The 12908-nt window shown below is 35.2% G+C and carries 14 protein-coding genes; 4 read left to right on the top strand and 10 right to left on the bottom strand.

Features of this window, described 5'->3' with window-relative positions; all coding sequences use genetic code 11:
- Window positions 1–12 precede the first annotated feature (12 nt).
- The 8 genes from BC962_RS08625 to BC962_RS08590 form a co-directional block, all read right to left on the bottom strand.
- The gene (locus tag BC962_RS08625; RefSeq protein WP_121345593.1) at window positions 13–390 is read right to left on the bottom strand and encodes a diacylglycerol kinase; all 378 of its coding nucleotides are present in this window, start codon (window positions 388–390) and stop codon (window positions 13–15) included.
- Window positions 390–890 carry a thiol peroxidase gene (gene tpx, locus BC962_RS08620; protein WP_121345592.1) on the bottom strand — a complete coding sequence of 167 codons (501 nt, stop codon included), beginning with the start codon at window positions 888–890 and terminating at the stop codon, window positions 390–392. The genes BC962_RS08625 and tpx overlap by 1 nt, the downstream gene beginning before the upstream one ends.
- Window positions 891–1021: 131 nt before the next feature.
- Window positions 1022–1270, bottom strand: coding sequence for a DUF6952 family protein (locus tag BC962_RS08615; RefSeq protein ID WP_121345591.1), 249 nt, complete (start codon window positions 1268–1270; stop codon window positions 1022–1024).
- Complete coding sequence (locus tag BC962_RS08610) at window positions 1251–1565, bottom strand: thioredoxin family protein (protein ID WP_121345590.1); 315 nt, start codon at window positions 1563–1565, stop codon at window positions 1251–1253. Before BC962_RS08610 ends, BC962_RS08615 begins: the two co-directional genes overlap by 20 nt.
- 13 nt (window positions 1566–1578) lie before the next feature.
- Entirely contained in the window at window positions 1579–2217 is a 639-nt protein-coding gene (locus tag BC962_RS08605; RefSeq protein WP_121345589.1) for a peroxiredoxin, read from the bottom strand.
- A gap of 159 nt (window positions 2218–2376) precedes the next feature.
- Window positions 2377–3861 (bottom strand): Na+/H+ antiporter NhaC, encoded by a 1485-nt coding sequence (nhaC, locus tag BC962_RS08600; RefSeq protein ID WP_121345588.1) that lies wholly within the window; start codon window positions 3859–3861, stop codon window positions 2377–2379.
- Window positions 3862–4061: 200 nt separating this feature from the next.
- The gene (deoC, locus tag BC962_RS08595; protein WP_121345587.1) at window positions 4062–4721 is read right to left on the bottom strand and encodes a deoxyribose-phosphate aldolase; all 660 of its coding nucleotides are present in this window, start codon (window positions 4719–4721) and stop codon (window positions 4062–4064) included.
- A gap of 113 nt (window positions 4722–4834) precedes the next feature.
- Window positions 4835–6052 (bottom strand): aminotransferase class I/II-fold pyridoxal phosphate-dependent enzyme, encoded by a 1218-nt coding sequence (locus BC962_RS08590; RefSeq protein WP_121345586.1) that lies wholly within the window; start codon window positions 6050–6052, stop codon window positions 4835–4837.
- 158 nt (window positions 6053–6210) lie between these two features.
- On the opposite strand from BC962_RS08590, the gene BC962_RS08585 reads away from it, so the two are divergent.
- Together BC962_RS08585 and lpdA are read left to right on the top strand one after the other, a co-directional pair.
- Window positions 6211–6672 carry an Lrp/AsnC family transcriptional regulator gene (locus tag BC962_RS08585; RefSeq protein ID WP_121345585.1) on the top strand — a complete coding sequence of 154 codons (462 nt, stop codon included), beginning with the start codon at window positions 6211–6213 and terminating at the stop codon, window positions 6670–6672.
- A 96-nt stretch (window positions 6673–6768) separates the two neighbouring features.
- Window positions 6769–8172, top strand: coding sequence for a dihydrolipoyl dehydrogenase (gene lpdA / locus BC962_RS08580; RefSeq protein WP_121345584.1), 1404 nt, complete (start codon window positions 6769–6771; stop codon window positions 8170–8172).
- Between the two features lie 419 nt (window positions 8173–8591).
- On the opposite strand, the gene BC962_RS08575 is transcribed toward lpdA, so the two are convergent.
- Both BC962_RS08575 and BC962_RS08570 read right to left on the bottom strand, forming a co-directional pair.
- On the bottom strand, window positions 8592–9479 hold the full coding sequence (locus tag BC962_RS08575) for an aldose 1-epimerase family protein (protein ID WP_121345583.1): 888 nt from the start codon (window positions 9477–9479) through the stop codon (window positions 8592–8594).
- A gap of 28 nt (window positions 9480–9507) precedes the next feature.
- Entirely contained in the window at window positions 9508–10857 is a 1350-nt protein-coding gene (locus BC962_RS08570; RefSeq protein ID WP_121345582.1) for a DEAD/DEAH box helicase, read from the bottom strand.
- Between the two features lie 165 nt (window positions 10858–11022).
- On the opposite strand from BC962_RS08570, the gene BC962_RS08565 reads away from it, so the two are divergent.
- Both BC962_RS08565 and BC962_RS08560 read left to right on the top strand, forming a co-directional pair.
- On the top strand, window positions 11023–11559 hold the full coding sequence (locus BC962_RS08565) for an NADPH-dependent FMN reductase (RefSeq protein ID WP_121345581.1): 537 nt from the start codon (window positions 11023–11025) through the stop codon (window positions 11557–11559).
- Entirely contained in the window at window positions 11560–12864 is a 1305-nt protein-coding gene (locus tag BC962_RS08560) for an anthranilate synthase component I family protein (RefSeq protein WP_121345580.1), read from the top strand.
- Window positions 12865–12908 lie beyond the last annotated feature (44 nt).

Genomic DNA, 12908 nt, shown 5'->3' with positions numbered 1-12908 from the left:
TCCATCAAACATTTAGCTGAAAAATGATGGAAATAAATAAGGAAGATAGATAAAACAAGCTATTATTACTGCTGTAAGTGCAGAAAATAGAACTGCACCCGCTGCCACATCTTTAATATATCCAATTTTGCTATGAAAATCTGGATGCACAAAATCTGCTATTCCTTCGATAGAGCTATTAAGTCCTTCTGTACTTAATACCAAGCCAATTGCCAGTACTTGAAAGATCCACTCCGTCTTTGTAATATCAAAATAAAACCCAGCAATACAAATCAATACAGAGATCACTGCTTGAACTTGTATACTAGGTTCTGTTTTTAATAAGATCAATGCTCCTTTAATTGCATATCCTCCGCCACGTATTCTTTTTGCTAGATAACTATCCTTCACTATAATAATGATTTTAGAGCCGCAAGATAGTCAGGTTCTTCGGAAATATCCGGAACTTGTTGACTATGTATCACTTTTCCTTCTTCATCTAAAACAATTACTACTCGAGAAAGCAAGCCTTCTAAAGGGCCATCCATCATTTCTACTCCATAATCTTTTCCAAAATCCCCTTGTCTAAAGTCAGATAGGTTTGTTACTTTATCTAAACCTTCATCATCTACAAAACGTTTTAAGGCGAATGGAAGATCCCTGGAAATACTAAGTACTTCGGTATTTTTTAAACCTGTTGCTCTTTCATTGAAGTTTCTAACAGAGGTAGCACAAACGTTTGTATCTATACTCGGAAAAATATTCATGATCACTCTTTTTCCTTTAAAATCGTTCAAATTAGCCTTAGTCATATCAGAACGGATCAGTTCAAAATATGGAGCTTTTTCTCCATTCTCAGGTAAACTACCATACGTAGTAATTGTTTTCTCTCTTAAAGTTATCTGTGGCATAAATCCCGTGTTTATTGTTATAAAATCTAAATTTAATGTATAAGAAATGGGGTTTTACTAAAATTATCATAAAAACAAAGAAGGCCGATTTAAATTTTAAATCAGCCTTCTTTAATATAAATTATTAAATCTTATCGGTCTATAGAACCCATCACTTTCTTAACAAAATTGTTGGCGGCATCCATTTCAGAATCACCGTTTTCAATCATTTGATGTACTTCTACTGCCCCGCATAAATTAGTGAGTAATTCACCAATCACATCCATTTCCTCATCGGTAACAGATCTGTGCTCTGTAAAACTTTCTAATACATCTATGGTATTTTGAAGTTTTTCAGCGTCATTATTACGTTGCAAATGTTTAATTACTGGTAACTTCATTTACTAGATCTTTAAGTAATTCAAATTTATTTGTTTGAACTTGGTTCACTAATTTTCCATCTTTAAAAGCAGCAAAGGTTGGTAAATTATCCACGTTTGCCATCTTTCTAGATTCAGGAAATTTTTCTGCATCTACCATTAAAAAGGTTGCAGTCTCATTCTCTCCAGCCAATTTTTTAAATTTTGGCTTCATTACTCTACAGTTACCACACCAACCGGCCATGTATTGCACCATTACAGTACCATTTCCAGCGATGATCTCCTGAAGATTATCTTGTTCTAATTCCTTTACCATGATCTTTCTTTTTTTAGTTTAAGCTTAAATATGAAGCCACACCTTTGCGATCTGCCGTCATAGCTTCTTTTCCTTCTTCCCAGTTTGCCGGACAAACTTCTCCTTTTTCTTGTACATGAGTATAAGCATCTACCAAACGGATGAATTCTTGAACGTTTCTTCCTAATGGCATATGGTTTACACCTTCATGAAATACAGTTCCTTCTTCGTCTATTAAGTAAGTTGCACGGTAAGTTACATTGTCACCTTCTACGGTTACTGCTCCAGTTTCTTCATCATACTGCTCATTAGTAACATCTAGGATTCCCAGTTGAGAACTAAGATTTCTGTTAGAGTCTGCAAGTATTGGGTAAGTTACACCTTCAATTCCTCCGTTGTCTTTTGCAGTATTTAACCATGCAAAATGCACTTCAGCAGTATCACAAGACGCTCCAACTACCATTACATTTCTTTTTTCGAAATCTGCTAATGCAGCTTGAAAAGCGTGAAGTTCTGTTGGGCATACAAAGGTGAAATCTTTTGGATACCAGAACAACAATACTTTTTTATTATTTTTTTGAGCTTCTTCAAGGATATTTAATTTGAAGGTATCGCCCATTTCATTCATTGCGTTTACACTTAAATCTGGAAATTTTTTTCCTACTATTGACATATTGATTCTATTTTTTTGTTATTAATTTCTGGGGCAAAAGTATAAAAATAGCCCGCGCTTGCGGGCTATTGAAATTCTAATTTCTTATCACATTATAAACTTTGACTATAGCTATTTAATTTTTGAATAGATTAATTCTATTCTTATCTGTATAGCTGACTAAGCCTGAGCTTGTTGTGCTGTTAATTGTCGTATTTTAATACTGAATGCTGCAAAGAGTAAAGTCATAAATGGGCTAATATAATTGAAGAATGCGAAGCCTGCATAAGAAAGTGTTGGTACTCCTAATACTCCACTATGATATGCTCCGCAAGTGTTCCAAGGTACCAAAACAGATGTTACAGTTCCAGAATCTTCAAGAGTTCTACTTAAGTTTTCTGGAGCTAAGCCTTTATCTTTATAAGCTTTAGCAAACATTTTTCCTGGCACTACGATCGCAAGATATTGGTCTGATGCAGTTACGTTTAAAGCTAAACAACTAAAAACAGTACTAGCGAACAATCCAAAGGTAGTATGGAAAAGATTTAGTAGCGCAGTACTTATTCTGGTTAGCGCTCCAATAGCCTCCATAATTCCTCCAAAAACCATAGCACATAATATTAACCAGATAGTTCCCATCATTCCTGACATCCCTCCAGAGGAGAAGAGATCGTTCAAGGTTTCATTCTCTGTAACAATTGCGGTATCTACCGTCATAGCATTCATTATTGCCTTATATCCAGAAATGAAATCTAAATTCTCTACCCCTGAGATCTGCATTAATATCCCGGGCTGAAAGATCACTGCTGCAGCTGCGCCTAAAAGTGTTCCAATTAATAGGGCAATAAGCGGAGATGTTTTTTTAACTATCAAGAAAATTACGATCCCGGGAATAACAAATAACCATGGGGTAATAGTAAAAGTGGTTTCTATAGTATTTAAGATAGCAGAAGTGTCTGTGGTTCCCGAAACGTCCAAATTTAAACCTATTATGATAAATATAATTAGAGTAATTACAATGGTTGGAACAGTAGTAAGTAACATGTATCTAATATGCGTAAAAAGATCTGTGCCGGCCATTGCAGGAGCAAGGTTCGTAGTGTCACTTAAAGGAGAGATCTTATCTCCAAAATAAGCTCCAGATAGAATGGCTCCGGCCGTCATTCCAACAGAGATATCCAATGCATTTGCAATTCCTATCAAAGCAATACCTACAGTAGCAGAGGTCGTCCAACTACTTCCAGTGGCCACCGATATAATAGAGCATATAACTACACAGGCTGGTAAAAAGATGGTCGGATTAAGAATTTGAAGTCCGTAAAAGATCATGGTGGGGATAATTCCACTTACCATCCAAGTTCCAGCAAGCGAACCTACCATAAGTAAAATTAGGATCGCGCCAGCAGTACTTTGTACGTTATTAGCGACCTCATCTATCATAGCATCAAATTTCACCTTATTGTAAAATCCTACGATCGCGGCTATTGCACCTCCTATTAAAAGGATAAACTGATTTGATCCGCTAAGTGCGTCATCTCCAAAAACATACACGTTAAAGGCTAGTAATCCTATTAAACAAAATACAGGGATAAGTGCTTCCCAGATGCTTAGTTCTCTATTTACAATTATTGGGTCATTTTCTTGGTGATTCGTCGAGCCTTCCATTAAGTGTTATTTTTTGGTTCGTAATGTTACGATTTTAACACATATTTTGCAACCCAAATATTGTCCATGCTATATCTGATAGTAATATTATTAATCCTAATCATTAATAATATTACTTGGTCGAGTTAGATAGGTGTATTAAAAGGATAAAGTAAATTTCTTCTGAAGGGAATGAAACCTCTTAATTCGAAAAATATATTTTACAATAAACTTTTTTCTCCATTAAAAATTGCAATGCCAGAAGAAGTGCCAATACGAGAAACACCAAGATCTATGTAAGCTCTTGCAGTAATAAAATCTCTTATTCCCCCTGAAGCTTTAATCTTCATATTTGAAGAAACATTTTTTTTGATCTCTGAGATCAGGTCTAAGCTAGCTCCTTTGGGACCAAAACCCGTAGAAGTCTTCACATAATCTGCGCCTGCACTTTCTACAATTTTGCTAGCGGTGCTTATTTCTTCTGAAGTAAGATAACAGGTTTCAATAATAACCTTCAGCACTTTTATTCCGATGGTATTTTTAACTGAAGCTATGTCGGTTTCTACAGAATTCAATTTTCCAGATTTTAGAAGTCCTAGATTCATTACCATATCTACTTCATCTGCCCCATAACCAATAGCATCTTCCGCTTCAAATAATTTAGCTCTAGTAGACATTGCGCCTAGAGGAAATCCAACTACCGTACAGATCTTTACTTTAGAATCCCTTAGAAGTTCCTCTGCTAATGGCACATAGTAACCATTTACACACACCGAAAAGAAATAATACTTCATAGCTTCATTGCATAAAGTTGTGATATCGTCTATGCTTGCTGTAGATTTAAGTAAGGTGTGATCGATATAAGAATTAATTGGTTTCATAAAGTGCTGTTTTTAAGTAGTGCTTTGTAGGTCTCTAAGGTAAAACTAATCAATAAAAAATGCCTGTTAGAAAATTCATTCTATCAGGCATAATTTTAAAAGAATGGTTAATCTTAATTTACACTCATGTTTCGCAACAGCCCTACAGTTTCCATACAGTCTTTCATCATTTTATAGGTGCGTTCAATATCATTATCTAATCCTATAGAAAAACGGATAAGACCATCTGAAAGGCCCATTTCAATTTGTTCATCTGCTGGGATTTCAGAAGAAGTAGAAGTTCCAGGAGCGCTGAACAAAGTTTTGTAGAAGCCTAGGCTCACAGCTAAATATCCAAGGTTTCTCTCTTGCATTAATTCCATCAATTCGTTTGCCTTATCTAAGCTTCCAACATCTATGGTTAACATTCCTCCAAATCCGTAATCCTCATTCATCATAGATTTGAATAGTTCATGACTTGGATGAGATTCTAAGCCAGGATATACAGTTCTAAAACCATCGTCTTCAAATTTCTTTGCTAAGAACATCGCATTTTTACTATGTTGCTTCATCCTTATGTGCAAGGTTCTCATATTTTTTAATATAGAAGCAGAACGCAAACTATCCATAGTAGGTCCTAACAACATATTCGCTCCATCTATTACACTTCGTAAGGAATTGATGAATTCTTGCGTTCCACAGGTAACACCACCAACAGTATCGCTACTTCCATTTATAAATTTGGTTAAACTGTGAATTACTACATCTGCACCTAATTCAGTAGGAGTAATAGAGAGAGGAGAAAAAGTATTGTCTACTACTAAAGTAAGTCCGTGCTTCTTTGCAATCTTTGAAAGTCCCGCAATATCTGCCACTTCCAATAAAGGGTTACTAACAGATTCGCAATAGAGAACTTTGGTATTTGGTGTGATAGCCGCTTCTACAGTATCTAATTTAGTGATATCTACAAAACTGGTTTGAATATTAAATCTTGGAGTAAAATTCTTTAAGAAAGCGTAAGTACCGCCGTAAATAGTTCTGCTGGAGACTATATGATCGTCTGCTTTACAAAGCTGTAAAAGTGCAGCTGTGATGGCCCCCATTCCAGAAGCTGCAACATTTGCAGTCTCTGTTCCTTCCATAGCTGCCAAGGCTTCTCCAAGATAAAGGTTAGATGGAGTGGAGTGTCTGGAATATAAATAACAACCATCTGCATTCCCTTCAAAAGTATCGAACATGGTCTTTGCTGAAAGAAAAGTATAGGTAGAAGAATCTGAAATGGATGGATTTACTCCCCCAAATTCACCAAAATATTGAAGGTCTTGAATGTGGTTTGCTGGTTTATATTTCATGATAGCTGTTGTTTGATTTACTTCAAATTAAATAAATAAGAGATGATTAATCAATGCATAAGATAATATTCAGTTTTATTTTCAGTTAACTTTTATTATTATAGATTTTAAGTTTGTAAATTTTTACTTTTAGCATTGTAATTAGAATATTTTTCAGAATGAGTTTAGATGAAATAGATAAGAAGATCCTGCAGAAATTGCAAAATGATAGTAAGATCACCAACAAAAAACTTTCTTCAGAATTAAATCTTTCTGTTACCGCTATTTTTGAACGTATAAAAAGATTGGAGCGTAATAGGGTGATCTCTAGATATGTTGCCTTAGTAAAGCCTGCAGAAGTGGATAGGTCTTTTATGGTATTCTGCCAGATAAAACTCGTGCAGCACTCCAAAAATTACGTTATAAAATTTGAAGAAGAGATCATTCAATTACATGAGGTTTTAGAATGTTACCATGTAAGTGGAGAATACGATTACATATTAAAGATCTTAGTAAAAGATATGGAAGCCTATAGAGAGTTCCTTTTAAATAAGCTTACCAACCTAAATCATATAGGTAGCACGCAAAGCACATTTATAATTAGTCCGGTAAAAAGCACCACTGCGATCGATTTATTATGATCTAAATACCAAAAAGCTCGATCCTGCAGATTGGTCATTGTGTATAATAGTCGTAGTTTTGTAATCGATTTTCATCAAAACATTAAAAACATATTTATGAGCACATATGATGTAGTAATAATTGGATCTGGTCCCGGAGGATACGTGGCAGCCATACGTTGCGCACAATTAGGAATGAAAACTGCGATCATTGAAAAATATTCCACTTTAGGAGGAACTTGTTTAAATGTAGGTTGTATCCCAAGTAAGGCTTTATTAGATTCTTCACATCATTATGACGATGCGGTGAAGCATTTTGAAGAGCATGGAATTGAGATCACTGGTGAGGTAAAGGTGAATTTAGAGCAAATGATGAGCAGAAAATCTTCTGTAGTTTCTCAAACTTGCGACGGAGTGAAATTCCTTATGGACAAGAATAAAGTAGACGTATATGAAGGAATTGGTTCTTTTAAAGATGCTACTCATATATTAGTTGATAAAACTGAAGGTGGTCAAGAAACTCTAGAAGCTAAGCATACTATAATTGCTACTGGATCTAAACCTTCTAATTTGCCATTTATCAACTTGGATAAAGAGCGTGTAATTACTTCTACTGAAGCATTAACACTAAAAGAGATCCCAAAACATTTAGTTGTTATTGGAGGTGGAGTTATTGGTCTTGAATTAGGACAAGTTTATAAGAGACTTGGATCTGAGGTGACTGTAGTTGAATATATGGATAGAATAATCCCAACTATGGATTCTGCTCTTTCTAAAGAACTTAATAAAGTGCTTAAGAAACAAGGAATGAAGATCAATGTGAGCCATAAAGTAAAATCTGTGGAACGCAATGGTGATGAGATCACCATTAAAGCAGATGATAAAAAGGGGAATGAGGTTGAATTTAAAGCAGATTATTGTTTAGTTTCTGTAGGTCGTAGACCTTTTACGGATGGTTTGAATGTAGAAGCAGCAGGAGTTAAAATGGGAGATCGCGGAATGATAGCCGTAAACGATCATTTACAAACAAATGTGAATAATATTTATGCAATTGGAGATGTAGTTCGTGGAGCAATGTTAGCGCATAAAGCGGAGGAAGAAGGAACTATGGTTGCTGAATTGATCGCTGGTCAAAAACCACATATCAATTATAACTTGATCCCTGGAGTTGTTTACACATGGCCTGAAGTTTCTGCGGTTGGTAAAACTGAAGAAGAGTTAAAAGAAGCTGGTGTAGATTATAAAGAAGGGAAATTCCCAATGAGAGCTTTAGGTAGATCTCGTGCCAGTGGAGATACAGATGGATTTGTAAAAATATTAACCGATGCTAAGACCGATGAGGTTTTAGGTGTACATATGATAGGTGCTCGTGTTGCCGATCTTATTACTGAAGCGGTAACCGCAATGGAGTTTAGAGCTTCTGCTGAAGATATAGCAAGAATGAGTCATGCACATCCAACATATGCGGAAGCAGTGAAGGAAGCCGCGATGGCAGCAAATGATAGAGCAATGCACATCTAGGGTCTAAGACCCATTTTTAAACAAAGAATCCCCGTCGGTTAAAGATCGTAGGGGATTTTTTAGTTTTCAATTTTGTCACACTGCAAGTTGTCACACAGCAACTTGTCACACTGAGCTTGTCGAAGTGTGGTTGGTAATTGGAAAGAGTCTTCGACATCCCGATAGCTATCGGGACAGACTGACATATTTTTTATATAGGCTTTGCCTGACAATCGGATAAAAAATGCGAGTTCAAAAATTAGTGATGTAACCTAGCAAAACTTTTGTTACTTTTATTCTATTATTCATAATAACAAGAAATCATGGCTAAAGAAAAATCCCCTTCAAAAAATTCAGCAAAGAAAGAACCTGTGTTGAGTCTAAAAGAGAAGCGTGCTGCAAAAGCTGCAAAGAAGAAAACTAGAAACTAAAACATATCCTTAGGCTATCTTTATAGAGTTAGTAGCACTAAAAATTTGAGTAGGCATTAATTTATTAATGCCTTTTTTATTTTTTAAATCCTGATCTGTGTTCTCAAGATCTGCAATCCCCAGCCAAGGTTCAATGCATACATAAGGAGCATTGGGTTTTGCCCAAATTCCTAGATTTTTGAAATCTGTGTAATTCACTGTTAAGATCCTACCAGAATTCTTGCTGTTAAGACTTACTTCTTTAGAAGGAATGTCTTGAAAAATTAAAGCATCGTTTTTAAAAAGATCTTTCTTTAAATGGATCTTATTTTCGTTTTCTAAAACAGACTTAGATACAGAAGATATTAAACCACCTTCAGATAATGTAGCAGATTGCAATTCCATATCCTGATCAAATTCTAGATAATAATCTTCGTAAGTTTCACCTGGGAATATTGGTGCGTTAAAAGCTGGATGTCCTCCAATTGAAAAATAAATTGGTTTATCATCTAGATTAAAAACTGTATGTTTCACCTCTAACGTCTTTTCCTTCAGAGTAAAACTAATCTCCATTTCGAACTTAAAAGGATAATTGGTTAAGGTGTCTTCAGAATATTTTAAACTAAAAGTGAGATGATCTTTGGCTTGTCGTTTTAAAGTAACAGCTTCATTATTTCTAAAAAAGCCATGTTTAGGTAAATGATATTCTTTTCCTTCAAAAAAGTAAGTATCATTTTTTAATGCTCCAATTATTGGGAAAAGTACAGGAGCGTGACTAGCCCAAAATGCAGGATCTCCTTGCCAAATATATTCTTTACCATTCAGCTTATTTACAATACTGCAAAGTTCAGCGCCAATAGATTTTATGCCTACACTTAATAATTCATTTTCCAATCTATGTATTGCTACATTTTTCATAAAAACAAATTCTTACAAAGTTAAACTCTTATTTTTTATGTCTTCTATTTGCACCCTTATCACCTCTGGTTTGAGGTTTTTTATACTTCTTAGCAATTTCTCGCCTATATGATCCTCCTTGATTCTCCTTAGAGTTTTTCTCACTTCTATCATGAAAAGCAGGTCCTGGAGCATCTTCATCACCTCTTTTATTAGGGTTGTTTATTTCGAAGATCTTAGGTTGTTCTTCAGGAATAAGAATAGTAGAGATCTCTATATTTTCCGGCAACTCAAATTGAGGTACCTTCATATTCATAAGATTTTCGATCTTCTCTAAATTGTCCTGTTCCTTTTCTGTAGTTAAAAGGAAAGAGATCCCTTCTTTTTCTGCACGTCCCGTTCTACCAATACGGTGCATATAATTCTCAGGATATTCTGGAGTATCAAAATTAATAACGTGAGATACATTTTCTATATCCAATCCACGCGCCATAACATCTGTAGCCACAAGGATCCTACTAAAGCCTTCGCCAAATTGCTTAATGCTTCGCAATCTGTAATTCTGCGATTTGTTGGAATGGATCACAGTACATTCATCTACAAACTCTTCGGCCAAACTTTCAAAAAGCCTATCTGCTAAACGCTTGTACGCAACAAAAATAAGCACCTTAGTATAGGTTTCCTTATCTTTTAATAGATCTCTTAGGAAATTTACTTTAGTGTGGAAATTTGGGATCTTATAACCTCGTTGCTCTATATTATCTAGGGGAGTTCCACTAATGGCAACAGATATTTTTACCGGTTGCTTAAAACTAATTTCTATAATTTCTTCAACAGCTTCGGTCATCGTTGCAGAGAACATAATATTCTGTCTGTTCTGCGGAAGCAATTCAATAATATTATTTATCTGAAATCTAAAACCCAGATCTAACATAACATCTACTTCATCTATCACTAATTTCTGAATAGATTTCATTTGTACAGCACGACGTAATATAAGATCATACAACCTTCCAGGCGTAGCAACAATAATATCTAATCCCTGAAGCAGATCTGAATGTTGGGTGTTGATATTAGTCCCACCATAAATTCCTGTACTTCGGGTATTCATGTAAGCAGTTAATTTCTCAATTTCTTCACGTACCTGAACCACCAATTCCCTGGTAGGAACTAAAACTAAAACTCTCGGATTCTTTTGTTCAGAATACTTTAGCATTCTAAGAATTGGCAACATGTATGCAAATGTTTTACCAGTTCCCGTTTGCGCGATCCCTACCACATCTTTTCCAGACATGATCGAAGAAAAGGCCTGTTCTTGAATAGGTGTTGGCGTGTCGAATTTTAAATCTTCTAACGCGTTTAATAGAGGGGTATTTAAATTAAGATCCTGAAAAGTCACTTGAGTTTGTTTTAATTAGCTGCAAAGATAAGTTTTGCAGTTAAGGAATAAGATAAAAAAAGTATGGAAATACTCTTAATAGATAATAAACAGATTTTTAACGCTATTCATTTTAAAAGTATCCCAATAATTTAGGTATTTTTGATATCCTTGAAATACCCTATAATGAAAAAGATATTGGCCTTTGCAGGCTCTAATAGCAGTACTTCTATCAATCATCAATTTATCACTCATATTGCTAATAGAGTGAACGGTCATGATATTAAGATCATTAGATTAATGGATTTTGATATACCTATGTTTAGTATAGACAGCCAGAATACGAATGGATTTCCTTTAGATATTCAAGTTATTAAAAATCTAATTGCTGAACATGATGCCTTGATGATCTCTGTAAATGAACACAATGGAACGGTATCCGCATTTTTTAAGAACATTCTGGATTGGCTTTCTCGCCTTGATCGAAATTTTTTAGCTGATAAAAAAATATTATTAATGAGCACTTCTCCCGGAGCTCGAGGTGCAGCTTCTTCCTTGGAATATACCAAGGGCATCCTGCCGAGATTTGGTGGGCAAATTATAGAAAGTTTTAGTTTTCCTTCCTTCAATGATAATTTTAAAGATGATGCTATTCAAAATGAGGTTTTGAATATGGGGATTGAAGATGTCTTGACTACCTTTGCGCACGAAATTGAAGAATAAGTGCGTACTACAACCGAATTTTTATTAGAAGATCCAGCAGCATTCAAAAAGAAGCTTTTTCAATGGAGTTCTCAATTCTATGAGATCGCTTGGTTAGATAGTAATAACTATCCGCAAACCTCTTCTAATTATGAAGCCATACTTGCCGTTGAAGCTTTTACTGCTTTAAAAACAGATCACCATGGAGCTTTTGAGCAATTAAAAGAATATCAAGAAACTACTAAAGATTGGATCTTTGGATATCTCTCGTACGATCTTAAAAATGATTTGGAGAATTTAAGCTCTAAGAACATAGACGAACTAGAATTCCCAGATCTCTATTTCTTTCAGCCTCAAAAACTGATTTTAGTAGGGAAAGAGAAAGTTGAATTTCGTTATCTTAAAATGGTGGACGACGAGATCAATTCAGATTTTGATGAAATTCTTCAGCAAGAACTGGATTTAAAAAATATTGCTTCCGAAGAAATAATCACTGCAAAACCTATACAGGCAAGGATCTCCAAAGAGCAATATCTATCCAAAGTTTCAGAAATGCTGGAACATATTCATAGAGGAGATATTTATGAAGCCAACTTTTGTCAGGAATATTTTGCTGAGGAAAGAACGATAAATCCTGCAAAAGTGTTTAAAGATCTCAATGAAATTTCTTGCCCGCCATTCGCTACATTTTTAAAGCTTGAAGATTATTATTTGCTTTCTGCATCTCCAGAACGTTATATAACAAAAAAGGGGAACAAAGTGATCTCTCAGCCTATAAAAGGAACTGCCCGAAGAGCAGATACTGAAGAAGAGGATATTAAGATCAAGGAAATGTTGGCAAAAGACCCAAAAGAAATTTCAGAAAATGTGATGATCGTGGATCTGGTGCGTAATGATATTTCTAGAGTTGCTAAAAGAGGTAGTGTGCAGGTGGATGAACTTTGTAAAGTATATTCTTTTAAGCAGGTACATCAGCTAGTTTCAACTATTTCTGCAGACTTAGAAATTGGATGTACACCAATAGAAGTGCTTAAAGCTACTTTTCCTATGGGAAGTATGACTGGAGCTCCAAAAATTTCAGCAATGAAGATCATAGAAGAATTGGAAGTGAGCAAACGCGGTCTTTACAGCGGCGCAGTGGGCTATTTTACTCCAGATGGGGATTTCGATTTTAATGTGGTTATTAGAAGCATACTTTACAACGCGGGTAAACAATACGTTTCTTTCTCTGTAGGTGGCGCAATTACTTCTAGATCTATACCCGAACAGGAATATGAAGAATGCCAGTTAAAAGCAAAAGCTATGTTGGAAGCGCTTAGATCTTAAAAGCCTACAACTTCTTTTGTATTATATAAAAGTTCTCCATTTGC

The organism is Gillisia mitskevichiae, from assembly GCF_003634585.1.
Classification (GTDB): Bacteria; Bacteroidota; Bacteroidia; order Flavobacteriales; family Flavobacteriaceae; genus Gillisia; species Gillisia mitskevichiae.
Note: the sequence above shows the minus strand (reverse complement) of the source record. Positions and strands in the feature narration are given on the sequence as shown.

Coding starts and splice junctions, on each gene's coding strand:
- tpx (WP_121345592.1), bottom strand. CDS start 890: ATGCCACAGATAACTTTAAGAGAGAAAACAATTACTACGTATGGTAGT.
- BC962_RS08615 (WP_121345591.1), bottom strand. CDS start 1,270: ATGAAGTTACCAGTAATTAAACATTTGCAACGTAATAATGACGCTGAA.
- BC962_RS08610 (WP_121345590.1), bottom strand. CDS start 1,565: ATGGTAAAGGAATTAGAACAAGATAATCTTCAGGAGATCATCGCTGGA.
- BC962_RS08605 (WP_121345589.1), bottom strand. CDS start 2,217: ATGTCAATAGTAGGAAAAAAATTTCCAGATTTAAGTGTAAACGCAATG.
- nhaC (WP_121345588.1), bottom strand. CDS start 3,861: ATGGAAGGCTCGACGAATCACCAAGAAAATGACCCAATAATTGTAAAT.
- deoC (WP_121345587.1), bottom strand. CDS start 4,721: ATGAAACCAATTAATTCTTATATCGATCACACCTTACTTAAATCTACA.
- BC962_RS08590 (WP_121345586.1), bottom strand. CDS start 6,052: ATGAAATATAAACCAGCAAACCACATTCAAGACCTTCAATATTTTGGT.
- BC962_RS08585 (WP_121345585.1), top strand. CDS start 6,211: ATGAGTTTAGATGAAATAGATAAGAAGATCCTGCAGAAATTGCAAAAT.
- lpdA (WP_121345584.1), top strand. CDS start 6,769: ATGAGCACATATGATGTAGTAATAATTGGATCTGGTCCCGGAGGATAC.
- BC962_RS08575 (WP_121345583.1), bottom strand. CDS start 9,479: ATGAAAAATGTAGCAATACATAGATTGGAAAATGAATTATTAAGTGTA.
- BC962_RS08565 (WP_121345581.1), top strand. CDS start 11,023: ATGAAAAAGATATTGGCCTTTGCAGGCTCTAATAGCAGTACTTCTATC.